This window comes from Veillonella sp. CHU110, assembly GCF_003992255.1.
In the GTDB taxonomy this organism is placed as follows: Bacteria; Bacillota; Negativicutes; order Veillonellales; family Veillonellaceae; genus F0422.
This window is the reverse complement of the sequence record NZ_RQVA01000011.1, coordinates 32,832-57,798: the sequence shown is the minus strand read 5'-3', so window position 1 is coordinate 57,798 and position 24,967 is coordinate 32,832. Positions and strand designations below refer to the sequence as shown.

The 24,967-nt window shown below is 41.5% G+C and carries 19 protein-coding genes; 4 read left to right on the top strand and 15 right to left on the bottom strand.

Annotated features, from left to right (window positions below; translation table 11 throughout):
• Position 1: 1 nt before the first annotated feature.
• The 5 genes from EO122_RS06030 to EO122_RS06010 all read right to left on the bottom strand — a co-directional run bounded on the left by EO122_RS06030 (position 2) and on the right by EO122_RS06010 (position 4,150).
• Positions 2 to 463: a DUF3290 family protein gene (locus tag EO122_RS06030; protein ID WP_127009793.1), complete on the bottom strand. Its 462-nt coding sequence runs from the start codon at positions 461 to 463 to the stop codon at positions 2 to 4.
• 18 nt (positions 464 to 481) lie between these two features.
• Positions 482 to 1,033 carry a TIGR01440 family protein gene (locus tag EO122_RS06025; RefSeq protein ID WP_127009792.1) on the bottom strand — a complete coding sequence of 184 codons (552 nt, stop codon included), beginning with the start codon at positions 1,031 to 1,033 and terminating at the stop codon, positions 482 to 484.
• Between the two features lie 210 nt (positions 1,034 to 1,243).
• Positions 1,244 to 1,954, bottom strand: a complete 711-nt coding sequence (locus tag EO122_RS06020) for a lactate utilization protein C (protein WP_127009791.1) — start codon at positions 1,952 to 1,954, stop codon at positions 1,244 to 1,246.
• Position 1,955: 1 nt separating this feature from the next.
• Entirely contained in the window at positions 1,956 to 3,401 is a 1,446-nt protein-coding gene (locus tag EO122_RS06015) for a LutB/LldF family L-lactate oxidation iron-sulfur protein (RefSeq protein WP_127009790.1), read from the bottom strand.
• 11 nt (positions 3,402 to 3,412) lie between these two features.
• Positions 3,413 to 4,150 (bottom strand): (Fe-S)-binding protein, encoded by a 738-nt coding sequence (locus EO122_RS06010; RefSeq protein WP_127009789.1) that lies wholly within the window; start codon positions 4,148 to 4,150, stop codon positions 3,413 to 3,415.
• A 526-nt stretch (positions 4,151 to 4,676) separates the two neighbouring features.
• Here EO122_RS06010 and EO122_RS06005 point away from each other — a divergent pair.
• On the top strand, positions 4,677 to 5,849 hold the full coding sequence (locus EO122_RS06005; RefSeq protein ID WP_127009788.1) for an S-layer homology domain-containing protein: 1,173 nt from the start codon (positions 4,677 to 4,679) through the stop codon (positions 5,847 to 5,849).
• Positions 5,850 to 6,031: 182 nt separating this feature from the next.
• Here EO122_RS06005 and dapF read toward each other — a convergent pair whose 3' ends face one another.
• Positions 6,032 to 6,871 carry a diaminopimelate epimerase gene (dapF, locus tag EO122_RS06000; protein WP_127009787.1) on the bottom strand — a complete coding sequence of 280 codons (840 nt, stop codon included), beginning with the start codon at positions 6,869 to 6,871 and terminating at the stop codon, positions 6,032 to 6,034.
• A 227-nt stretch (positions 6,872 to 7,098) separates the two neighbouring features.
• Here dapF and EO122_RS05995 point away from each other — a divergent pair, with 227 nt between their 5' ends.
• Positions 7,099 to 7,854 carry a DeoR/GlpR family DNA-binding transcription regulator gene (locus tag EO122_RS05995; protein ID WP_126937958.1) on the top strand — a complete coding sequence of 252 codons (756 nt, stop codon included), beginning with the start codon at positions 7,099 to 7,101 and terminating at the stop codon, positions 7,852 to 7,854.
• A gap of 178 nt (positions 7,855 to 8,032) precedes the next feature.
• Positions 8,033 to 8,476 carry a large-conductance mechanosensitive channel protein MscL gene (gene mscL, locus EO122_RS05990; RefSeq protein ID WP_127009786.1) on the top strand — a complete coding sequence of 148 codons (444 nt, stop codon included), beginning with the start codon at positions 8,033 to 8,035 and terminating at the stop codon, positions 8,474 to 8,476.
• Between the two features lie 503 nt (positions 8,477 to 8,979).
• Here mscL and EO122_RS05985 read toward each other — a convergent pair.
• Together EO122_RS05985 and potE are read right to left on the bottom strand one after the other, a co-directional pair.
• On the bottom strand, positions 8,980 to 10,914 hold the full coding sequence (locus EO122_RS05985; protein ID WP_127009785.1) for an ESPR-type extended signal peptide-containing protein: 1,935 nt from the start codon (positions 10,912 to 10,914) through the stop codon (positions 8,980 to 8,982).
• Positions 10,915 to 11,274: 360 nt separating this feature from the next.
• Complete coding sequence (gene potE / locus EO122_RS05980) at positions 11,275 to 12,606, bottom strand: putrescine-ornithine antiporter (RefSeq protein WP_127009784.1); 1,332 nt, start codon at positions 12,604 to 12,606, stop codon at positions 11,275 to 11,277.
• Positions 12,607 to 12,876: 270 nt separating this feature from the next.
• Here potE and EO122_RS05975 point away from each other — a divergent pair, with 270 nt between their 5' ends.
• On the top strand, positions 12,877 to 14,301 hold the full coding sequence (locus EO122_RS05975; protein ID WP_127009783.1) for a sodium:alanine symporter family protein: 1,425 nt from the start codon (positions 12,877 to 12,879) through the stop codon (positions 14,299 to 14,301).
• A gap of 195 nt (positions 14,302 to 14,496) precedes the next feature.
• Here the strand turns inward: EO122_RS05975 and addA are convergent, their stop codons facing one another.
• From addA to EO122_RS05940, 7 genes are all read right to left on the bottom strand, one after another.
• A complete protein-coding gene (addA, locus tag EO122_RS05970) occupies positions 14,497 to 18,330 on the bottom strand; it encodes a helicase-exonuclease AddAB subunit AddA (RefSeq protein ID WP_127009782.1) in 3,834 nt (1,277 codons plus the stop codon).
• On the bottom strand, positions 18,317 to 21,706 hold the full coding sequence (locus tag EO122_RS05965; RefSeq protein ID WP_127009781.1) for a PD-(D/E)XK nuclease family protein: 3,390 nt from the start codon (positions 21,704 to 21,706) through the stop codon (positions 18,317 to 18,319). The genes addA and EO122_RS05965 overlap by 14 nt, the downstream gene beginning before the upstream one ends.
• Positions 21,707 to 21,819: 113 nt before the next feature.
• Entirely contained in the window at positions 21,820 to 22,317 is a 498-nt protein-coding gene (gene queF, locus EO122_RS05960) for a preQ(1) synthase (RefSeq protein WP_126938411.1), read from the bottom strand.
• On the bottom strand, positions 22,310 to 22,810 hold the full coding sequence (locus EO122_RS05955; RefSeq protein ID WP_127009780.1) for a QueT transporter family protein: 501 nt from the start codon (positions 22,808 to 22,810) through the stop codon (positions 22,310 to 22,312). Before EO122_RS05955 ends, queF begins: the two co-directional genes overlap by 8 nt.
• Positions 22,811 to 23,001: 191 nt before the next feature.
• A complete protein-coding gene (locus EO122_RS05950) occupies positions 23,002 to 23,667 on the bottom strand; it encodes a hypothetical protein (RefSeq protein WP_127009779.1) in 666 nt (221 codons plus the stop codon).
• Between the two features lie 16 nt (positions 23,668 to 23,683).
• Positions 23,684 to 24,400 carry a hypothetical protein gene (locus tag EO122_RS05945; RefSeq protein ID WP_127009778.1) on the bottom strand — a complete coding sequence of 239 codons (717 nt, stop codon included), beginning with the start codon at positions 24,398 to 24,400 and terminating at the stop codon, positions 23,684 to 23,686.
• Positions 24,393 to 24,881 (bottom strand): ECF transporter S component, encoded by a 489-nt coding sequence (locus EO122_RS05940; protein ID WP_127009777.1) that lies wholly within the window; start codon positions 24,879 to 24,881, stop codon positions 24,393 to 24,395. Before EO122_RS05940 ends, EO122_RS05945 begins: the two co-directional genes overlap by 8 nt.
• Between the last annotated feature and the right edge of the window lie 86 nt (positions 24,882 to 24,967).

Here is a 24,967-nt window from a genome sequence, read left to right as displayed (position 1 = left end):
ATTATCGTTCGTCCTTCTTCACATCTACCACTTTTGGATTAGCATTCATCATATGAATCGGACGCAGTGCATAACCATCCTTATTCATAGTGAAAGTAACTTCAAAAAACTTATCGTCAATATTCACAATCATACGATCATGAACACGCAAGGAGTTCACACGAACTTTTTCTTTGTTAACATGCTCTGTTTCACTGAAATTATTCAGAAACTGAACCATATAGTTGGATTCTTCAGCATTATCTACATCTCGCGTATAGTCATTGACTTGTAGGCCTAGTAAAAAAACTAGCCCTAGTACAATAATAATTCCTAAATCACGAAACTTCGTATCGAAACGATTGTACATCACTTTCACACCTACCACTAGTAAAGCCACTAGCAAAATAGATGTCACAATGTATTGTAATAGAGATGTAAATTCTCCTCTTTGCACCACATAGGCATAGGTATAAAATTCCACAGATACCTCACAACTTTCTTACTTTAACGCCTCATTATAATGAGCTCGGTCGCCCCCTACAAATTTAGGTCGTACACGAGCTGCTGTCACATGGGCCGCTCCAATTTCTTTCACGGCTAATCGTACGGGAACTACTACATGTTTTAAATGCATACCGATGAACGTATCTCCAATGTCGATACCTGCATCAGCTCGCACACATTCTACCGCCACAGGGTCAGACCACTTCTCATAGGCCGTAGTCGCCATGGAGCCCCCTGCATGTTGTACAGGCACTACATTCACTTCTTCATATCCTCTGACTTCCGCTGCAGCACGTTCCATCAATAAGGCCCGATTTAAATGCTCACAACATTGGATAGCCACATCAAATCCATAGTCTCTTTGTACTTCTGAAAGAGCCTTGAATAATTCCGCTGCCACATCCAAAGAAGAATCCTTGCCAATATGACCACCTCGTACTTCACTAGTAGAACATCCAATCACAAGCAACTTACCTTGTCCTAACTTAGCTGCAACCGCTAATTCTTGCAACGCAGATTTCATTTGTTCGTATACAGATTCTTTCATAACAAGCACTCCTTTCTATCATCATAATGGTCAACGTATAACACCTTCACGTGACCCTCCTTAACTATTAGTATACACCATTTCAAGAGTCAATCAATAGTGCTTTATAGCATACTCGAGGCTTTCTCTCGTTTCCTAATACTCATCTATCTTATAATAAGCGACAAAAAACGCGATTTGCAAAAGCAAACCGCGTTTAATAAAATTAGCTTATTTTACCAAGATGAATGTTACATTGATAGGACCATGTACACCAACGACACGAACTAATTCGATATCAGCTGTATTGGATGGGCCAGAAATGTGAACCACATTCGTAGGGAACTTAGCTGGATCATTACGATAGATCTTTGCTAATTCTGCCATCGTTTGTGTCATACGTGGATGAATATTTTCAGTACGTAACACAGAAATATGAGTCAATGGCAATAACCCTAGGGAACGACCAGATTCTTCTGTACTTGGTTGGATTACTGTTGCTGTTTCCGCAATACCCAAGATTGGGAATGTAATACCAATGTTAGAATCTTTCGCTACATTGATATTCGCTTCGCGACCTTTTGTAGCATCCCATTGATAGAATGTAGCTTGGTCTTCACTCAATTGTTGGAATGCTGCTTCTAAACCATATGTTTCTACTTCTGCAGATTTAGGGTACACAACACTACCGCCACCACGAGCTACAATTTCGTCCACCAAAGCTTGGCTTAATTGAGAAGCCTCCACTTCGATAAGTTTAGTACCTAAGCGTTCTGCTTCGGTTTTGAACATCTCTACTACTTGTTCATGGCTAAGATCAGAATACATCGTTTCTTGAGGTCCTTTTGAAAAATCAAAAGGTGTTACAGATGTAGGAATTGAGTCACGGCCTAACGCACGAGATAGGCGACCTAAAAAGGCTTGTTTTTTTGCTTGATCCATTTTATTTCTCCTTTCCCTTTTGTGCTACGTGTTTCGCATATTCATCACGGAATTTACTCATTTTGAGTACGCCCATGTCTTTAGCTTTCACCCAGCCACCAACTACTGGTAATACTTTTGTCCAATCTGCCATATGACCATTTTTACTCATTAGCTTCATGCCGATGGCACCCATTTTGGTACCCATATCGAACAAGAAGGAGTTTGAGAATACTGTTGCCACTGTGTGGAAGATGCTACGTTCAATAGCTGGACGCATTTTCAATTTATCTGCAATCACTTGACGATGTTTCAATAATAGTTCATGCAATGGAATCTTAACTGGGCAGTGTTCCCAACATTCGCCGCACAATGTGGATGCGTAAGGAAGATCGCCAGCTTCTTCATAACCAACCAATAGTGGAGTTAATACAGCACCCATTGGTCCTGGATAGATAGAGCCATAACCATGACCTGTAATATGACGATATACAGGGCAAATATTCATACATGCACCGCAACGGATACAACGTAACATTTCTTCGAAATCGCCACCTAAAATACCAGAACGGCGGTTATCAATGATGATGATATGTAATTCCTCTGGACCGTCAGCTTCACCTTCACGAGCAGGACCTGTAATCATGGAGAAGTAGTTAGAAATTTTAGCGCCTACAGAGGAACGAATCAACATTTCCATCATAACATCCAAAGAGGCAAAGTCTGGCACCAAACGTTCCATACCCATCAACGCGATTTGTGTTTTAGGCATGGAGCTCGCCATACGACCATTACCTTCGTTGGATACGATAGTAATAGTACCTGTTTCAGCAACACCAAAGTTACATCCAGTGAATCCTACATCAGCGCGCAAGAAACGATCACGGATATATTTACGTACGAAACGTGTCATTTCTTCTGGATTTTCAGTACCTTGGTAGCCTAATTTTTTCGCAAATGTATCACGAATACGATTACGTTCGAAATGCAATGCTGGCACTACGATATGAGATGGAGGGTCAAAGTCTGCTGTTTGAAGAATAAATTCCGCCAAGTCAGTTTCGTTAACTTCGATACCCGCTTTAATTAATTCATGGTTCAATCCGATTTCTTCAGATACCATTGTTTTAGATTTAACAACCATTTTTGCTTCTTTTGCACGAAGTACTTCCATGCAAATTGCTGTTGCTTCTTTATCATCAGCTGCAAAGTGCACATGTGCACCAGCTTTTTCAGCATTTTCAGCAAATTGATTTAAATAGTAATCTAAGTTCGCCAATACATGGTCGCGCAAATCAGCAGATTCATTGCGGAAGTCTTCCCATTCTGCTACTTGATCGACTACAGCTTTACGTTTTTCATAGAATACATCCTGTGCTGTTTGAATGGCTTTTACTTTGAAGTCATTAGCAAGCACATCATTAACGCGTGTCTTAAACGGACGTTTATCGTACACAATATTACTCATGGTGACTCCTCCTATCGACTATTCAATAATTCCGCAATATGCATTACACGGATATGACGATCAATTTCGCCTTCTTTGTAAAGTCGATCTAGCATACCTTCAATATTCATCAAGCAAGCCATATCAGAGCCTGCTACAATGTTAGCGCCAGAATCAGCAATATTCAATGCTTTTTCTTTTGTCATAGCAGCTGAAATTTCAGGATTTTTCACTGTGAAAGTACCACCAAAGCCACAGCAACGCTCTGCACGATGCAATGGTAAGTATTCTAACCCTTGAATATTTTCCAATAATTTCATAGGTTGTTCTTTGATTTCCATCAAGCGTGTTACGTGACAAGATTTATGGTATGTCACTTTATCATTAAAGCGCGCTCCCACATCAGTGACACCTAATACGTCAACGATGAATTGCGTGAACTCATAAATTTTAGAGCTCAATTTTTCAGCTCGTGCTAACCATTCTGGTTCATCTTTTAAAATATGATGATATTCATCACGAATCGCAAATGCACAAGAACCAGACATGCTCACCACATAGTCAGCATTCTCGAATTGTTCAATTGTGTTCTTAATAGCCCCTTTGGCAGCATCATTGTAACCAGAGTTAACAAACATCTGACCACAGCATACTTGTTTTTTAGGAACTGTTAATTCGCAGCCAAGGTTTTCAAGTACCTTTACACCTGCCATGCCTACATGAGGGTAGAACATATCAATCAAACATTGTTGAAATAAATGAATTTTCATTTCTTCACATCCTCAACTTTAAAGTAAACTACTATCACTTGATTGGCAAAATGCAGCAATCGTAACATCTATGTCCTATAATAGAATCTTCCATCCTATATAGTCTCCGATGATATTATTATATAGTAATTTTTATGTAATTACAAAAGACTTGCAATATTAGCAAGAAGCCATTTTTATACCTTTTTGCTAGTCATTATCAATCAGCTATTTTTGTAGCAAAAATCACACTCTATCCGCATTCTATCAAGCCTTATAAGAACAAGGCTTATATTATTTTTATGTATTTTAATACATTCAATTTCTACTTTAAAAATACACCTGTCTTTTATTTTTTTAATTCCTACTTGTAAACAGGTTTATAACCAAAACTCATGATAGAGATAACTATTCCTATATAATTCATCTCCTATGAACCCCTATACATTGACATTTGTCACTCTTTTTGCATAGTAGCATTCTTTTAAATATGGTATGATAAACATAAGAAATTCATAAGTAGATTCCAATAGTCAGGAGGTATTTGATGAAACGTATATATACAGCTTTAGTACTCACATTAATTCCAACATTCCTATTGCAGGCTAAGGAAGCGTCTCCTGTATTCACGACAACTCCTTCTACGCAAGTATCTGTGAATGGGCCAACAACATTTACCTATTCGCAACCAAATAGCCTACAAACCTTTGAACGCATTCAAAAGTATCGTTTTACAGATGTAACCCCTCAATTTTGGGCCTATAATTCCATTACAAAGATGACTAAAGAAGGATTTATGAGTGGATACAAAAATGGAACATTCAAACCGAATGATCCACTTTCTCGCGAAGAAGCTGCTTCTTTATTTAGTAAAATGATCGGTGAGCCACCATCTATTATGTTGGCTAGTTCTTTCACTGATATCACATCCGATCGCTGGTCTTCTCTCGCTATTGAAAGTGTAGCTAGAGCTAATATCATCAGTGGCTACGGGGACAAAACATATCGCCCTGAGCAATATATGTCCCGCCAAGAATTTGCTGTAGTAGCCGACAAATATCTACACTACCAAGGATATAGAACCGAAGATCCTACAGCCCTCGACAACATTCATTTTAGCGACCAAAAGTTTATCGCTCCTTGGGCCCAATCTTCGGTCCGTGAATTAGCCTTATTTGGATTTATCAACTACAGTAACACCGGGCTGTTTAATCCAGAGAAATATGTTACTCGCAGTGAAGCTGCGGAAATTACATATCGTATGCTCTATTCAAAAGCAGCTGAGACATTACAAGCCACCATCTCCCAACAACAAATGGAAGAAACCGCTCGTAACCTTATCAAAAAAACATTTGGCGAATCCTATGACTTCCACAATCGCGGAGCTATGTTCTGGCGTGATGGAAATCTAGTCATTTCCTTTACATCCCCTAACGATGTAAAAGCCATTACTGCAGAAACAGCTTACATCCAAGATAAACACTTCTTGGACAATCATATTATCACCACTGGCTCCTATAGCTTAGGTGACTTTGATACATTACAAACTGATGCTGCCTTTTTATATCGTCAATTAGAGCCAAGTGGTACCATCCTAGGCGTGACACCAACCCCAAATGTAGATGGTCTTATCGTAACAGTAGATACCGTAAAACCAGCTACCCTTACGGCCTTCACTAAAAAATTTGGCAAGAAAATTCAGTTAAAAACTAATTCATAAGGTATGGATTCATTGACACGATTCTATGGAAACTGAACTAATACAGCCAAGCGTATCTGATGTAAAACCGCACTATACTATTAGATTTATAATAGTATGATAACTCACACAAAAAGAGGAAAGTTGACACAGCTTGATCAACTTTCCTCTTTTCTTTTATATACGTACATGCTAGCACCTATCTAGCAAGTTACATCCTCCAACTCCAGGCTAAACACTTCTGTAGCAGGCCCAGTCATATATACCGTGCCATCTGCTTCATAATCGATGCGCAATGTGCCCAAGTACAATTCTACATCTACAGACCGTCCAGTGAATCCCTTCTCATGGGCCATGACAGCGCTGGCGCAAGAGCCTGTACCACAAGCGAGCGTAGCTCCTGCTCCACGTTCCCAAGTACGGACTTTTACTGTCCTATCATTCACAACTTGCACAAAATTTACATTGGTACCTTTTGGAAATAATGGGTGCTTTTCAATCTTTGGTCCCAATACTGTAAGAGGTACTGCTGTCACATCGTCCACAAACACTTCGGTATGCGGCACACCTAGTAGGACAGAGCTCACCTCATAAGACACACCCTCTACATCAATCGTATGTGATAATACTTTTTCAGATTCAACATTCATAGGAATGTGGCTAGCCTTAAATGTAGGTTGGCCCATTTTTACTTTCACTAATTGTGCCACACCTTGCTCTGCAATAATTGTGGGCTCCATAATCCCTGCCAATGTTTCTACAGTGAATGTCTCTTGTCCGATAATTTTGCGATCATAGGCATATTTTGCAAAGCATCGAATGCCATTCCCGCACATTTCTGCTTCACTGCCATCGGAATTGATGATACGCATTTTTACATCGGCTACTTCGGATGGCATAACAATTACCAATCCATCGGCTCCGATGCCGGTATGGCGATCACACAATCGTCGGGCCATCGTTGTCACATCTAATGTGGTAGTACCATCATCAAAAAACACAATAAAATCATTTCCTAAACCGTGCATTTTTGTTAATTTCATACGTATCTCCTTATCTGTATTATACAATTCCTATCCGCACAGAGCGGATTATTAATTTATCGCAAAATATGGCCTTTACTTTTATACATTTTGATGAAATCCACCATAGCCTACTATAATTTATTTGCCATTTATATTACCATGAATATAGGAAAATGAATAGACGCAATGCGTTATATTTCCCTATCGTAGTACTAGGTTAATCATACATTGGAGGTGATTTTACTATGCTTCCTGAAGAACGTTATGCCGCTATTCTACGTCGCATCAAGCAAAATCGAGTTGTTACAGTACATGAGTTAGTGCAAGCTTTGTCTTCTTCTGCCCCTACTATTCGAAGAGATTTGGCTCACCTACACAACAAAGGGTTGCTGCAAAAGGTTCATGGTGGGGCTACGAGTCTGACCCCGGATCATAGTAGTATGGAGTTAGATACACTTCCTAAATCCATTACCTATCGAGATGCCAAAGAATCGATTGCCTTAGCTGCTTCTGAATTGATTAGCTCCACAGGCTTTATCTTTATCGACGCAGGCAGCACTACAGAAATGGTATTGCATTACTTGCAGCATACTCATGCTACATTCGTTACAAATGGCATTCACCATGCTACACTATTAGCTTCACGCCATATGAAAGTTATTCTTTTAGGGGGTACGGTCAACCCCATTTCTTCTTCTATCGTAGGAAGTGTGGCCCTCAACCAACTAGAATCCTATAATTTCACACAAGGATTTTTTAGTACCCACGGCATCAGTTTCCGCTCTGGTTTTACAGCAGAAGATCCATTGGATGCAGCGGTGAAAGAAAAAGCTATACAAAAATGTCGTACTGCCTATGTATTGGCAGATCCTTCTAAATTTGACCATATTTCTTCTGTTACATTTGCTACGATCGATAAAGCATCCATTATTACTACAAAATTACCAAATGAGCTCTATCGAAACTATGCCAATATCCAAGAAGTAGATCATCATCGTTAATACAAAAGCTGTCATTCATTGGGCTTATCCCATATGGTGTGACAGCTTTTTTGCAATCTATACATCATCGCTTATCTAGCCATCTAAACTTCTGTCTTTATATCTATCTTTTTCGATGTAATTGCAGTATAATATAGATTATGTCTTTTATATTATGCATTTTGAAATGGAGATTATAATGAGTTTTTTAAAAGATTTCAAAGACTTTGCTATGCGTGGTAATGTAGTAGATTTAGCAGTCGGTGTTATCATTGGTGCTGCGTTTGGTAAAATTGTTACTTCTTTAGTAAACGATGTGGTGATGCCTCCTATCGGTTTATTATTAGGCGGGGTAGACTTTTCGAATTTATTTATCCCTTTAACTACTGGTGCCGCTCCCACTACCTTTGCAGAAGCAAAAGCAGCTGGGATCCCTATGATAGCCTATGGTCTTTTCTTGAATACAGTGTTTGAGTTCCTTATCATTGCGCTCTGTATTTTCACTGTTATCAGCCAAATCAAGCGATTTACACCTGCAGAAGCACCGGTGGAAGCCCGCAAATGCGACTATTGCCGTGAAGCTATTGCTGACGATGCAACACGTTGTCCTCACTGCACAGCCGAACTGGCTATCAAAGAATGATAGATTCCCCAAATACTAGCATCAATCTTTTTGAATTTTAACTTTATTTAATGCTAATAGGAAAGGACTGACACAAGTGTCAGTCCTTTACCTATAATTAGTATTATGTGAAATGCATAATGCATGATCACAACAAACTTACAATCTACCTTTATATGTACATTGCTTTTCAAATATAGCATAACTAGATATTTAAAATCAAGTTTTAAAGTATTCATTTCGCAAAGGTCTACAACCCCCTTAAGATAAGGCTTTATCTAGACTATACGCAACCATCCATAACAGTAGATAACCCTGATAAATACAGGTTTATATATGCGACAATTATCATCTTGATTTCACCTGTTTAACGAATATATCCCCCTACATATAAATTGTATTTCACAAATCATAAATTCTACCTGTTATACAGCCCCATTTATTTTTTATATATTTATAAAAAAGAGGAAGATTGACTTTTAATCAGCCATCTTCCTCTTTTTCATATTCACTTTAGTTTTTTATTATTTTCCTGCTTGTTGTATATTTGCCATAGCATTCATCAACATAGCAATTTTTTGATCTTGTTCTTGCAATTGAGCTTTTAAAACATCAATTTCTTGAGCCATAGCCTTTCTGGATTTGGATACACCATTATGTTGGCCTAATTTAAGGCTCACGCCTACATTGACCATATTTTGGCCATTGCCCATAGCACCACCAATGCTGAACATAGTGTCTTCATTAGGACGGTAGAAAGCACCTAATGCTAGCGCATTACCGCTGCCATAACTACCATAGCCTGCCGCCACATTCCATTTGTCATTTTCATCAAAATCTAATGGATGTAATGCTGCCAAGGCTGCAGAACCAGCTACTGCTTTGTCCATGCGAGAGTTTACACGGTTTTCTAAGGCATTCATATTTTGACTGGTATTAGATGTATTAGCATTGATCTCTTTTATTTTTTCGTTAATTGTTTCTTCAATGCTGTCTTTCATAGTAGATACATCATTTTTCACTGTATTCACGTCTTGTTTCACCTTAGAAACATCTTTCTTAATATTAGAAATCTCAGTTGTATTTTTTCCAACAGCCTCTTTAGTTGTGGATACATCTTTTTTGATAGTATTTACAGTCTCTTTAACAGTATTCACATCTTGTTTCATTGTATTTAGCTCAGATTTATCAGCCTTTTTCTCAAGTTCACTATGTAATTGTCCGCCATTCACAGCATCTTTAGAATCAGCTACAATACTTCCATTACCCACATTGGTAACAGCTTGGCCATTTGCATTTAATCCATTAGAGGATACATAATTTTTACCACCAATAGTAACACCATTAGCATCTACTTTTGTAGTACCTGTTGTAACACTATTCAATGTAATATCGTCTTTAACTGCCACGGTATACACAGATTGGCCATTTGCACCAGTAGATGGAGTTACAGTTACATTTTTCCCTGCTGCTACTTCTGTTTTTGTTGCTTTAATAGATTCTTCAATTGTATTCTTGCCTGTGCCACCAATATTTGTCATTGTAATAGCACCTGTGTCTGCTACGGCTGCATTGCCGCCTAAGATAGTTTTTACAGACCCTGCGATAGTGCTCATCGTGCTTGCTACAGCATGTAATTGGCTACCATTCACTGCATCTGTAGATGTAGCCGTAATTTGACCTGCTGCTACATTTTGGATTTGCTTTTCTTTACCCGCTGTACCAATAGAGACAACAAATCCTTCTCCATTCGCTTTTCCATCACCTGCAAAGCCAGTGAATTTTAAGGATGTACCATTTGCTGTCACTGTAGCTTCTGCTGTATCTACTGCTGCCGTTGTTTTTGCATAAGTACCCAATGCGACAGAATGTGGCATCGTTGTTCTAGCTGCTTCTGCTGCATTGTAACCACCACCAATGGCGACACTTGTAGGATTTGCTTCTACACGAGCACCAATAGCAATACCATACCAAGAAGATTTGGCACTATCCCCAATAGCAACTGCACGATTGCTTGTAGCTTGCGCACTACCACCAATAGCTACGGTAGACTGTCCACTATTACCAGCACTACCAGATTTACTACCTGTGCCAATAGCTACTGCATTTTCACCTGTAGTACTAGCATTCGCACCAATAGCAACACTATTCGCTTCTTTTGCTAGAGCCCCTACGCCTTGTGCCACTGTATTAGCCCCTTCGGTACTAGCATTATTACCGATAGCTACGCTATTAGCTCCTTGTGCTGAGGAGGCTTCTCCAAAAGCAACATTTGAGTCTCCACCAGTACCCGCTTCATTCAATGCAGCATGTACAGGCCCTACAAAAGCTGTTACTGCTAAAACAGCACCTAATACGCCTGCTTTCACTGCTTTACCATTGACAGTACTCGCCAATTCAGACACTACTACATACATATTTTTTGTTTTGTTCCATACAACTCGATACATTTGATTCATTTCTATTCACCTTTCTATCACTCAATACGTATGTGTATCTTCCCATTACATACATGACACTACCATGTATATGCCCAGTATACATATAAATTTTACAACTATTGTTATACCTCTATATTTGATATTTATCTTTCATCAATGGATAGTAGGAACATAGGATTTAACTTCAAAAAAATTCCTTATCCTCATGACTATCGACACTATGAAAGAAAAAAGAAATACTGTACCAAAACGTAGTTCTTGATACAGTATTAACACTTCTGAGAATATAATACACAATATTTATGAAAGTTTCATGAAGTTTTACAAAATATGACTAAACTTTTATATGTGCATGCATTCACTTTATATTCTATTTTATTAATTTGCGCCCTTACCAATGGCTTTCACCAAACGAGGTCTCCAATGAAATGCCGCTTGATATGCCACATAACCAAAGGCAATCACAATGGCACCCCCTTGCATTGGCATGGATCCACTCGCATAGATAGCATAGCTATCATAGACGATAGCAATAAAGCTCATCACATAGATCAATCGACGCAACGATACAGGAGCTCCTTCTACAGCAAGCATTTTGTTTACCGCAAAGCAGCATAGAATGTAAGGGAATACATTCGTCACTACCGCTAAGTTCACCAACTCTGCAAACTGTTCACTCAAGCTTTCATCGGTCGTCATCAAGGCCATGACCCCTTGCAACACCAAGAGAATCACGATCCCACGCACTGGTGAATCTGCTCGGTTTACACGAGCGAATACCTTAGGAAAGAATCCTGCCTCTGCACAGCCTTTGAAGACACGGCTCAATGTGAATTGCCATCCCATGATAGCACCAAAGCAGGAAATTGCCATCAAGGCCATCACAAATTTACCTACTACACCATCAAACATGTAGGCAAAAACAAGACCAAATGGCGCCGTAGAGTTCACTAACTCTAGGTTAGGAATAATCCCGGCCATAATATTTGTCGATACAATATACACCACGGCTACTGCCAAAGTGCCAAAAAATGTCGCAATGGGAACGTTTTTCTTAGGGTTTTCTACGGCATCTGCATTTGCTGCAGCAGATTCAAACCCTAAAAATCCCCATAATGTCAATGAAATCGATTGACTTACCGCATCAAATGTTGGTAAGTGTTGCGGATTCCATGCAGATAAATACATATCTAAATCAAACCAATACCAGCCAAAGGCCCCAATAAATAAAACTGGTAGCATGGTGCCCCAAATGGTAATGTTACTAATACGCCCTGTGCTAGCATTACCTCGTACATTGACGAGTGCTGTTACTATGAGCAAAATAATGGTGGCTACACTGACTTCTAATGGCGTCGGTGTCAAGTCAAATAGCACAGCTCCATAGCCAATGATTGAAATTGCTATCGCTACATTGGCGATCACCAAGGATATGGCATAGGAATAGTTTGCCATAAAGTGTCCTGTGCGACCAAAGCCATATTCTACATAGCCCCCTAGGCCTCCATGCTTTTTCGTAAATAGCCCACATTGAGCAAAAATATATGCTAAAGTTAACGACCCAAACACGGTCACTAACCACGATAAGATAGATATGGTACCTACCTGTGCTAACTGAGATGGTAGCATAATAATTCCAGCACCCAACATATTAGCTGCCACAATGGACGTCAGTTGGAATACAGACATTTTTTTAGCGGTGGTGTTCATGTATCAAGCCCCTTTCCAAACATCACTTGAATCTATTTCAAGTTTCCGTATCATCAAAACCGCTAGCATAGCTAGTCCTTACGGAATGAGTTTGGATGTAGCTACGCAGTCCCATTTATATATCGATTCATTGTAACACCTTTTTCACCTCATGGATAGATATTTTTTCATATTTTATTGGTATCTCTACAAGTTTCTAGAATTTATAAGCCTTCCTATGATATACTATAGAATATATGCTTTGTCCATGTGAAAAGAAAGGATGTCCTTATGCAAGAACAAATCTCACAACTAATTGGCGATGTCAATGGGTTTCTATGGAATTACATTATCATCGCACTTCTCATCATTGCAGGATTTTGGTTTACGTCTATCACAAAATTTGTGCAAGTACGTAAAATTCCTGAAATGTTCCGTATCTTAAAAACGGGCGCTATTGAAAAAAGTAAAGGTGATCATCACATTTCCCCATTCCAAGCATTTTGTATCAGTGTCGCTTCTCACGTAGGTGTAGGCAACATCGCTGGTATTGCTATCGCTATCTCACTAGGTGGCCCAGGCGCTATCTTCTGGATGTGGTTCATCGCTATTTTAGGTTCCGCTACAAGTTTCATCGAGAATACATTAGGGCAAATTTACAAAGAACGCCGTCCTGATGGGTCCTTCCGCGGTGGTCCTTCCTACTACATTCGTCATGGATTAAACAGTCCATTTCTATCCATTGTATTTGCAATTCTCATCAGTGTAACCTATGGTTTAATCTATAACTCTGTGCAAGCAAATACAATTGCTTTATCGTTACAACCATGGAATATTGATCCTTCCTTATCTGGTATTATCGTAGCCGTTTTATCCGCTCTTGTTATTTTCGGTGGTGCAAAACGTATTGCCCAAACAGCTGAGTTTTTAGTGCCATTCATGGCTGGTCTATATGTGTTAATTTCTATATACATTGTCCTTGCTAACATCTCTGTGTTCCCATCCGTTATCGCAGCTATCTTCACAAATGCTTTCACATTTGATTCTGCCGCAGGTGGATTTGTGGGCGCTGCTGTTATGCAAGGGATCAAACGTGGTCTATTCTCCAACGAAGCCGGCGAAGGTTCTGTACCAAACGCATCTGCTTCTGCTGATGTAAACCACCCTGTAAAACAAGGTTTAATCATGTCCCTTGGAGTATTCGTAGATACAATTCTTGTATGTAGCGCTTCTGCATTCATCGTCTTAGTATCTGGCGATTATGCTCACACAGATTTAACAGGGATAGCATTAGTACAACATAGTATTGGTCAACAATTAGGCTCCTGGGCGCCTGCTTTGATTGCTTTATTTGTATTCATGTTTGCCTACAGCTCCATCATCGGCAACTATTTCTATGGTGAAGTAAACATTGCACACATGACAAAAAACAACAAGTTTGCCATCAATCTATTCCGTGCTCTTGTAATTATCATGGTATATATCGGTTGTGTATCCGAATTAAACTTTGTTTGGAATTTAGCTGACTTATTCATGGCCTTCCTAGTATTATGTAACGTAACTACTATCCTACGCCTAGGAAAATTAGCTACCATTGCATTGAAAGATTACTTTGCTCAAAAAGCAGAAGGCATCGAAGATCCAATCTTCGTCCGCGATATCTTACCAACTCAAAAAGGTATTACTTGGTGGCATAAAGGTCACGAAAACGAATAATGACATACTGAAAGGGTCCTTCGGGACCCTTTTGCCTATTAAAATATAAAAAATAGAGGAAAGTTGATACTTTTTGATCAACTTTCCTCTATTTTATTGGGAACTATTTTGTTACCGCCCCTCGTATGTAATGCTATTCCCTGACAACCCCTTATATTCTATAGCATCTATTGTATGTTGCTTAAGGAAAGTCATTTACACAGGTATAGATCGTTCTAATCGGAAGGAGTAAATATATACTTCTTTTACAGGGTATGGTGTCAATCGTTCCAACGCCTCTTTATAGAGCATCAACTGGATACGATACCGTTCTATTAATTCTGCTTCTTCTAAACGGTCCGTTTTGTAATCTACCAAGACCCACGCATCCTCTTCTAAGAACGCCGTATCGATGATCCCTTGTAGGAACAATTCTTCTCCGTCTACCATCTCTGGATACACACGATTGGCTGGAAATAGCATACTAAATGGCAACTCTCGTTCCACACGCTTAGATCTGAGCAATCGCTGTCCTAGTTCACTATGAAAGAAATCATACACACGCTTTTCACTAATAACTTTTCGTTCATCTTCGGATAGATATCCTTGTAAGGTTAAAGTATCTAAGGCTTTACGCAGCGCGGGTCGTGTATAGGATTGTAATGGCAACCACTGCATCACAGTATGCATCAATGTGCCCCAACGAGCCCCACTTTGCATAGGTACAGTTTCTTCCATCGATTGTAAGGTCACTGCAAAAGGTCCTAAGTCCTCTTCAAAGTCCTCTATTCCTAAGGTATCTAGCTCCATAGGAGTACCCTGCATAGGGAATCCTATACTTTCATCCTCTATCACAATATCATGTGCGTCATATTGAGCATCACTTGGTACCGCGACCTGCAGCCTTTCTACTCCATATATTGGTTCTATCATCTGTTTGGCTAATTCTTCTAGCTCTACAAAGCGCCGTTTAATTTCCGATACAGAAATCTTTGCTGCTCGTTGTGTGGAAGTTTCATACGGATAGGTATGGGTAAACCGTGCTTCCAATGTTGGTTCTAATGGAGGTGTCTCGACGGGCTCTTGGCGTTCCACTAGTTGCAATTTACCATCTGCTGCAGGCCGTTCCGCCTCCATCACCGCATAGTCATTCCCATCATGCACGTGTAGTACAAACGGACACTCTTTATAAGGAATATCTGGGAACTGTGGACTTTCTACTTCTGCAAAGCGACGTAAGTCCGTTCCCCCTTGCACATGACGAGCCATACTGCGCAATATCCAGTCTAAATAGGAATTGCAGTCCAAAATATGCTCTTTCGTTAATGCCGCTTCTCCCCACTGCAAGATAGGCGCCACTAGTTCCCCCATCTTTTTCGTAGCTGGACGGTCGGTAGAACCATTGATGGAACCTTTCATGAATCCTGTAATAAACAGTTTATCTTTCGGCCGAGTCAAGGCTACATAGAGGATACGTTCCTCTTCTGCTTTTAAGTCTTCCTCCAATACCTGTCGCACAAAGAGCCACGGCAACGAACTATAAAGGACTCGTAAATCTGGGAAGTATCCCTTTAAGCCTAATCCATATTCCTTATGCAACAGCAAGGAACGGTTTAAGTCCATTTTGTTAAACTTCTTTTGTGTTCCCATGAGGAATACCACAGGAAACTCCAAGCCTTTACTTTTATGAATCGTCATAATGCGCACTACATTGTCTGCTTCGCTGACAGTTTTCGCCACGCTCAAGTCTTGGCCCGAAGCCTGTAAACTTTCAATAAAGCGCAAGAACCGGAATAGACCACGGTAATTGCCACTTTCATATTGTTTCGCCCGATCATAAAGAGCCAGCACATTACCACGGCGCACGAGACCATTTGGCATGGCGCTCACGTATTCTACTACGTGCAATGTTTCATAGATGTGCCAAATTAAATCGGTAATCCCTTGGCGGCGAGACATGGTGCGCCACGTATCCATAGAATCCACAAAGCGAATCCAGGCAGGATTTCCCTCGGTCTCTACAAAGTGACGGAGACCGCTCCATAAACTATCCTCACCTACGGCGATACGAAGTCGCCCTAAATCGTTTGCATCCATACCAATCAATGGAGATTGCAACACGATGGCCATCGGTAAGTCTTGCTCTGGATTGTCGATGATTTGTAACAAAGACAAGACAAATTGCACTTCCATAGCGCTAAAATAGCCCGTTTTTTCCTCTGCATAGGCAGGAATCCCTGCATGGCGAAGCAATTCTATCATACGATTGGCAGAGCCTGAAATGGATCGTTTTAAAATGACAATATCTCGCCATTCCATAGGTCGGAAGGACCCATCCTTATCTTGTACAAGGGCCCCTTGTTCACGAAGTTCTTGAATTTTCTTAATGACAAAGAGCATTTCTTTTTCATCATTTTCTAACTCTTCTGCTTCCTCATCCTCTTGGGCCTTATCTGTATCACAGCATAAGACATGCACTTCTACATCGCCACCAATCCAATTCGAAGGAGGGTCCTCTACCACACGTCCTGTATGGAGTGCTTCCGCCTCTCCATAGGTAAGACCTGCACCGTCTTCCGTCATGATTTGCGAAAAAATAAAATTCGTCACCGCCAATATAGCATCATGAGACCGGAAGTTTTGAGATAGATCGATGCGTCGTGTCATGCTATTTTCGTCATGACTAAAATGGTGATACTTGTCCATAAATAGCTGTGGATCTGCCATGCGGAATCCATAAATGGACTGCTTCACATCGCCCACATAAAATCGATTATCTTCCTTGGACACAAGGTTCACAATCGCCTCTTGTACTCCATTTGTATCCTGGTATTCATCGACCATTACCTCTTTGAACGTATCTTGCAACTCCAAGGCTACTTCAGAGGGCAGCAACGTTTCCTGCGAATCAGGGTCTACTAACAAGGCTAAACAAAGATGTTCCAAATCGGAAAAATCAATCATCCCCGCCTCTTGTTTGACCTCTTGAAAGCGCCCATGAAAGTCTTTTACAAGGCCCATAATTCCTTCCACTAAAGGTAGCAGCGTTTGAATTTGTTCTTGCCAATCTGCTTCGGTGATACCAAAGGCACCTACCGCCATACCTTGTAATAGAGTTTTTCCTTCGGTAAGTATGGCTTTGATTTCACTGAGGATGGCCGGGTCACCTTCATTCATCGCTTTTGTGGCTCGCAACACAGGAAAGCTAAACCCACTAATCCCTTGCACCGCCACTTGCATGGCATCCCATTCTGTGGCCTGTGCCATGGCTTGCAACAGCGTTTGCAATTCGCTGACCTTCTCCATCCACTTATCAAACCCTTGCCCCATAGCGGCTAACTGTTGGGCTCGTTCAAATCGTCCTAATAGGTATTCAATTTGACGTTGCTGTTCCTTCCAAAATGCACTACCCCACAGAGTCTCTACCATAGGCATCGTTAAGGCTTGACGATATCGATCACAAGCCGTTTCTAACCATCGCATAGGCTGACTTTGGGCTAAGGCAAAGAAATAGATCTGCAGTAACATCTCTCGCAACTGCCCATCAGATCGGTCTGTACTGAACATATCACTCACATCATAGATGTTGTGCGCCCCTGTTTCATAGGCCTCTAGCAACACCGCATCCAGTACGTCTTGTCGCATGAGTGCCAATTCGCCTTCATTGCCCACTGTGAAAGAGGGATCAATATCTAATTTATAAAAGTAACTGCGAATGACCCATTGGCAAAAGGAATGCAATGTAGAAATATGGGCAGATGGCAACATATTCAATTGTTCTTCTAAATACGGATCCCTTGTTTCCTGAAACTCTTCGGCTAATTTCACGCCAATACGAGCTTTCATTTCTGCTGCTGCTGCCTTTGTAAAGGTCACCACCATCAACTCTTGAATGGTCAATTCTCTTCGTTTTAATCGCTGTATCATACGCTCTACTAAGACTGCAGTTTTACCAGATCCTGCAGCGGCAGATACTAGCACCGTTTGTGATGGTAAGGCTCCAGGTTTGGGAGCATCAATCGCACTTTGTTGTGCCTTAGTCCATTTCATAGGTCGCTCCTCCTGTACGAACTTCTTCCATTTTTTCCAACGCTTCTTCCTCTGTCATAGTCCGAATATATCGATATTGCTTCTGTCCCGATTCAAATCGGCACAGTGCCTGATATTCACAATATTGGCAAGGTCGTAACTTATCCTTTTGATATGGGCTGACTGGGAAATGTCCTGCCATCATCTGTGTACCACTAGTGGAGATAATCTGCTTGGTATATTCTTTCATAAGACTAAATTGTTCCATCGTTTTCAAGTGCTTAGAGGATCGACTATCTGGGGTTCCATCTTTCTTGACAACGATTGGTACATAAGGAGAATTGCTTTGGTAGCCCCGTGTCATATCCATAGATTGTAATACATCACCATCTACGAAATAGCCACTATTCTTCAATACCTGAGAACCTTCTTTTTCCAGTTCTGCCTGTCTATGATTCACCACTTCTCCTAACTTGATTTGCGGATTTTGTACATAGGTGTAGACTGCTGCCGCTGTACCAATAGAATCTTCTGTATTCTTTTCCAGTGCCAGTAAATAGGTCATCAACTGCAGTTTCAATCCATAGTAAATTTCATCGGCCCGCACAGTGGTGCCTCCCGATTTGTAATCTATGACCGCCGCATAATGCCCTAAGGGTCCACGGTATTCATCGACCCTGTCGATTTGTCCACGAAGTAAGATACTTTCCCCTACACCTTCTCCTAAAGGAATGCGAACAGAATGCCAATCGGATTGACCCATGCCAAAGCTCTTTTCCACTTCTGTGGTAGCAAATTCACTCTTTTTCGACCAATCTACTAATCTCGACACCGTTGCCGATAAGGTAGACGTCAATCGACTATATAGTTGTGATTCATAGGCATTTCGCTCGTCTGTCCCCATCACTGCATCCGCCGCTTCATGGCACAGTTGTTCTTGTTCCTCTTCTGTCAAATCACGCCATTGTCGTTTAGTCCTCAATAAAGCTTCCCCTAAATACCGCAATGTATCATGTAGGAAGGTACCAATTTCAGGAGCTCCAAACGATTTTACTTTTCGTGGAGCTAACCGCAGTGCATATTGCGCATAGAAACTGTACGGACATCGATGGTATCGCTCTAATCGTGTGACAGACCCGGACAATACGTCACCACGCAATAATAATTGTCTCACAATATCTTTTGTAATCTGTGGGACTACATTGGAATCAAAAGCCCCTCGTGTAGCAAAGAACACATCTCCACGATACGAACTTTGAAGACCCCAATTATACAAACTCCACCAAATCGAGCTAATAGGTTCCCCTTTTTTCACCATACTCATACGGCTAGACAAAAGGCCTAAACTTTGTTTCACATTCCAAAGATACTCTCTTTCCTTATCTTCCGGTATAGATAGTGGTGCTTCTTCTACTGTTTTCACATACCCGTACTGTTGCAATCGTCGCACTACCAATGATGGTTCCATGCTCGCACCTTCTGCATCCGAAGTAGCATAGGACAAGTACAATCCTTGACTCGCCCGTGTACAAGCTAAATAGAACAAGAAGTTTTCGTTGAACATTTGCCCTAGTGCACCAGCTGCCAATTGCACGCCTACTTGTGCTAGCGCTTCTCGTTCACCATCTTTTAATATTCCCTCATCTCCCATTTTTTGTGGAAATACACCTTCATTGAGCCCCAATATATAGACTTCCTTTGCCTCTGTCATATAACTGCGGTCAATGGTGGTCACTATTACATGATCCAAAGATGGTGGCACGATGGAATAAGTTACCTCACTTAATCCTTCTTCTAACAGTAGGCCCATTTCTTCTGCGCTGAGGTAAGCTGTACCTGCGACTGCCATACATTCTTCTAAGAGTTGTATGGTGTGCTTATATAACTGCAGATGGCTAGCACTTTCCTGGACATCTCCTTTAGCTTCTGCCTCTGTGTACCATTGGTGCAATTGATTTGGAATACGCCAATCCTGCATGGTCTGAAATAAAAATTCGCCCCACTCTTGTGCCGTATGAGATACTTTGCAAAAATCATAGAAAGGACGCAATCGTTCCATCACTCGGTGACGGAGATGGTTCATTTCTTCTTGTAACTCTACTTCGCTCTCTTCCCCATAGTGCCAGCTTTCACGCAACCAAGCAGCCCCCGTAATGCCATGAGCTAAGCAATAGTTTTCTAAACGATCCACTTCACGGCGTTCTAAAGGAGCAAAATCCGTTTTCAACAAACGAAACACTCCATCATGATCAAAAAAGGTTCTAACACAGTGAAAGATGCCCTGCAAAAATTCTGCCAACGGATGGCTCGTCATCTGTTTACGTTGGTCAGAAAAATACGGGATTCCATAGGTAATACAGGCTTTTTCCAATAGATCTCCATAGGCTTCCATATCTCGCAAGATAATAGTGCAATCTTTCCAGCGATGCGCTGGATCCTGCTGATACGCTAAGATACGACGACATACAGCATCCACTTCTCGCTCACGATGATAGGCACGCACCATAGGAATCGATAGTTCCGTTGTATTTGGCTTCATCGGTGCAGAAAAAAAGTCTCTGTTCAATTGTTGTAGTACAGGTGTGCCTCGATACACCGTCTTCATCTCGTGAATGATCGCCTGTGGATACCATTTCATCAGGTCTTGATAGGTCTCCCAAGTTCGGTAATACAAGGATCCTTTACGACCATGTATATTGGCATCCAAGGATGGTAACGTCAATGTAATATGGCAGGATTCGCTCAAGGAAAATAAACGTTGCACCAACTTGTATTGGATGGGTGTAAACCAGTGAAATCCATCCACAAACACATGCACATGCTCCATGAGAGGTGACTGCGGCAATACAGCAATGAGGTCTTCCAAGGAATCTCCTACACCTAGTTCCTCCAAGGCCTCTTCATAACGACCTAAGAGCAAGGATAATTCTTCTAACTTCCTCCCCAAAACCATGGAGTTCACTTGCTTTGCTGCCTGCCCTAACTCTGCCGGTGACACGCCAAAGGCTTTGCATTCCGTAAGCACACTTTGCAATACATCCCCAAAATGGGCTTGCTTTGCCGCTTGCTTAAATAAATCTAGTTCTCCTTGTGATTGTTTTAAAAGCACTCGCAACAGCAATTTACGGCCCATGTCTGACAGCCCACGTTCTTTCACAAGCCCCAAGGATTGATACACTTGGTATGCCAAGCGTGTAATCCCTACTACGCGCACCGTGGTGAATCCTTTTTCACGGCGGAACTCAGCTAGTTTCCGCTCCATCATATATGTAGCAGGGTCCGGCACCAATAGAATGATCTGATGTTCCGGATGGTCCTGTAAAATACGTTCTATCTCTTGGAAGCAAGCCCATGTTTTCCCCGTGCCAGCTCTGCCTATATATACATATGGTTCCATGTCAAGCTCCTTTCCCTAACTCATGGTACGATGTATTCTATCTCTATCCTATCATGTATGACATACTTAGTAAAATTGCCAGGCCGCATCGACCTGGCAATGTATATATGTAATTACCGATAAGCCACTCTCTTCGGTTGCATATCATGGAAATGCAGACGCTCTTTCGCTGTCGCTTCCCAATCAGTTCCTGGCTTACCATAGTTGGCATACGGATCAATAGACAATCCACCACGAGGGGTAAATTCGCCCCATACTTCAATATATTTAGGCTCCATCAAGGCCACTAAATCTTTCATGATGATGTTAATGCAATCTTCGTGAAAGTCTCCATGGTTGCGGAAACTAAACAAATACAATTTCAAAGATTTACTTTCCACCAACTTTTCATCTGGCACATAAGAAATATAAATCGTTGCAAAATCCGGCTGTCCCGTCATAGGACAAAGGCTAGTAAACTCTGGGCAATTAAACTTCACAAAGTAATCATTTCCTGGATGTTTATTCGGAAATGCCTCTAATACATGGGGAGCATAATCTGTAGGATAATCCGTATGACTTCCTAATGCATGTACCCCTTGTAATTCTTGTGCATTGCGACCACTACTCATGAATCACTACCTCCTTCTTTCTATACACTACTCTCTCTAATGCATTGATGAGGAAGTAGCTAACCACACCACATACGAACTGACCTACTACGAGGGAACTCACTAATACCCAATACGGAACTGATAAGAAATAGGACAACCAAATAGGTACTATCAACCCCGGTACCAATGTAATAATCGGAATTAATACCCAGTTGCCAAATCCTTGACGTTTCGCAAGCACAATCAGACCTGTTGTGACTAACCCTACAATAGCTCCACCGATAGCATCTACTATACCGAAACCACCCATCACCGTATTGCTCACAAAGTTCGCAATCCCAAAGGCGGGAATGGTGAACGGAAAGATGGCTGACAATCCATATAATGCGGTAGCAATGCGCACCTGATACTGACCAAAGGCAAAGCCCTGTGTACCGATCATCAACGCCAAATACATGGCGATGGAAATGGCAGAAATCGTCAATCGTTGTGTGTTGTTAAATTGTTTCATTATAACTCCTTAGTTTTGTTTACAGACAGGAGGATCTCGAACTGTCTTTCTACTACATACTATGACCCTATGTCATAGTCACCTAGACCATTTCTAGGATTCATGGGACTATCCACCGATGACCGATCGATCCCAATGGATGTCCACTATTAAGTATACCGAATATATTCGATAAAAACAACTCCTTAAACTTACGTCGTAGGTATTTCTTCTTTCGTAGAAGGATCTTCTTTTGTACTTGTCATGGCTTCTTGTACTGCTGTATCCATAGGCTGCAAGGCATTCACATCTGATGCCACAGCACTAGGTATGACCATATGTAACTGACTGCTCTTACGCTTTCTTTTCTGGGATGTATGAATTTGTACAGATCCCTGCTGGCGCAATCCCCTCGTATCGATAGTGAAAGCATCCATCTTTTTCTGAATCTCTTGCTTAGATAAGGCTGGTCGCAGCACAATAGGAGTGCCAATTTCCTTGCTATCCTCTTTATGATTTCCTCGTTTTGCCGCTTTTACTGCTTCTTTTTCCGCATCTTTTTCAATGGTATAGTTCATAATCAAACGCCGATTTTCACTGTACAGCCGCAATGCAAGCATCTTATCACTTTCATTCATCACTTCACGAGTGGCCACCACATCCACAATAAGAGGAATCAATTCCTGTTTTGTAAACGATCGTGATCCCAGTTCGATGCCCTTCGTATCTGTGACTGCTCCATGCTTGACCAGTGTCATGAGCGCTTTGTATTCCCAATCAGAGGGACGTACTACACCGTAAGGATTAGCCTCTGCCTGTGCCACAGACAGACCTCCCACCACAAGCGCCAAAGCTAGATAATATCGTAATTGTTTCATATACAAATCCTTTCTCCTATGCATGACGACCTACATATTGAGCATCGGGAAAACAGCGTAACCATTCTGTTTCTCCCTCTGTACGAACGGCAACCACCACCGATGTAGCGGGACCACCACTGTGGTCTAATACCTCATCTGTCATAGCTATTTCATCCAGAGAGGCTCCCTGCAAGGAAGCCAATACCTGCAATTCTTGACGGATGCCTCGAGAACCAATCGGCACCATGCGCATGGTGCTAGGATGTGCTAAAGCACGGTGAAGCTCTTCGTAGGTAACAATCCATTCTGGATGGGCTACTACTTCTGGTCCTACCAATGGACGACCTAGTACGTATACCGCATAGGGTTCACCGTCGCCTCTCGCTTCCGGCGCTCCCAGTCCTAGGGCCGTAATGCCTACAGAGGTGGTGGTGACCTCCATATTACTTTCATGACTGCCATTAATAGGTACGTCTATACTAGCTCGTCGCAGTTCTTCTTGAATCCCTTGCACCACAGGGATTACTACCGCATCATAGGCACCGCCGATAAGGTATTGAATGGCTTTCACAGTCCCCTTAGCAGACAATATTTCCAACATCGCCACTCGTGTAGCAAAGGCCCCCACCATGGGGTAGGGCACTTGCAATACATCATGTTCTTGTAATCCGATTCCACTGCTAATATCACTGGCGATAAGCCAATCTTCGCTAGGTCCTAGCGATACCCGTGTTATATCTCGATCATTCATGCTTAGTTCCACCAAACACTCGATTCAGTTGACTCACCACAAGGGCTGCCAACACATAATTCCATACATAGCCCAAAGATAATGGACCCCACATAGGTCCGATTACCTCTGTGCTACCCATCATCAATGCCGTTATGGCTAATCCAATCCACACATTGATGATATATCCTACTATACCACTAACTACATAAGAGAAAGATGAAGTCATCTTGTGAAAGGTCACCCCCACCATTCCTGCCGTACAAGCCATAATCAATGCTACCACCCCATGTACTGCGGGCCCCAGAGGAAATCCCGAATAGGTCGCTGCCGCCAAATGACCTAAGGCACCTAGGATAGCTCCCGCCGCAGGCCCCAACACTAAAGCCCCTACAAAGGCAGGGGAAGAATCAAAAGATATGGATCCCCATAGATGAATTTGGCCCCCAATGGCACATACAGCAATCAAGAGGGCATATTTTGTCAACACTCGTATATTCATAGTTGTCACTCCTACTCTACCTCGTCGGATATATGCTATCTTTATTATAGGATACGCCCTAATAGAATGCAATCGTTCATAGTCTA

Coding starts and splice junctions, on each gene's coding strand:
- EO122_RS05955 (WP_127009780.1), bottom strand. CDS start 22,810: ATGAAACAATTTAACAACACACAACGATTGACGATTTCTGCCATTTCC.
- dapF (WP_127009787.1), bottom strand. CDS start 6,871: ATGAAATTAACAAAAATGCACGGTTTAGGAAATGATTTTATTGTGTTT.
- EO122_RS06015 (WP_127009790.1), bottom strand. CDS start 3,401: ATGAGTAATATTGTGTACGATAAACGTCCGTTTAAGACACGCGTTAAT.
- EO122_RS06025 (WP_127009792.1), bottom strand. CDS start 1,033: ATGAAAGAATCTGTATACGAACAAATGAAATCTGCGTTGCAAGAATTA.
- EO122_RS06005 (WP_127009788.1), top strand. CDS start 4,677: ATGAAACGTATATATACAGCTTTAGTACTCACATTAATTCCAACATTC.
- addA (WP_127009782.1), bottom strand. CDS start 18,330: ATGAAATGGACTAAGGCACAACAAAGTGCGATTGATGCTCCCAAACCT.
- EO122_RS05940 (WP_127009777.1), bottom strand. CDS start 24,881: ATGAATATACGAGTGTTGACAAAATATGCCCTCTTGATTGCTGTATGT.
- EO122_RS05995 (WP_126937958.1), top strand. CDS start 7,099: ATGCTTCCTGAAGAACGTTATGCCGCTATTCTACGTCGCATCAAGCAA.
- EO122_RS05945 (WP_127009778.1), bottom strand. CDS start 24,400: ATGAATGATCGAGATATAACACGGGTATCGCTAGGACCTAGCGAAGAT.
- EO122_RS06020 (WP_127009791.1), bottom strand. CDS start 1,954: ATGGATCAAGCAAAAAAACAAGCCTTTTTAGGTCGCCTATCTCGTGCG.
- potE (WP_127009784.1), bottom strand. CDS start 12,606: ATGAACACCACCGCTAAAAAAATGTCTGTATTCCAACTGACGTCCATT.
- queF (WP_126938411.1), bottom strand. CDS start 22,317: ATGAGTAGTGGTCGCAATGCACAAGAATTACAAGGGGTACATGCATTA.
- EO122_RS05975 (WP_127009783.1), top strand. CDS start 12,877: ATGCAAGAACAAATCTCACAACTAATTGGCGATGTCAATGGGTTTCTA.
- EO122_RS05965 (WP_127009781.1), bottom strand. CDS start 21,706: ATGGAACCATATGTATATATAGGCAGAGCTGGCACGGGGAAAACATGG.
- EO122_RS05950 (WP_127009779.1), bottom strand. CDS start 23,667: ATGAAACAATTACGATATTATCTAGCTTTGGCGCTTGTGGTGGGAGGT.
- mscL (WP_127009786.1), top strand. CDS start 8,033: ATGAGTTTTTTAAAAGATTTCAAAGACTTTGCTATGCGTGGTAATGTA.
- EO122_RS05985 (WP_127009785.1), bottom strand. CDS start 10,914: ATGAATCAAATGTATCGAGTTGTATGGAACAAAACAAAAAATATGTAT.
- EO122_RS06010 (WP_127009789.1), bottom strand. CDS start 4,150: ATGAAAATTCATTTATTTCAACAATGTTTGATTGATATGTTCTACCCT.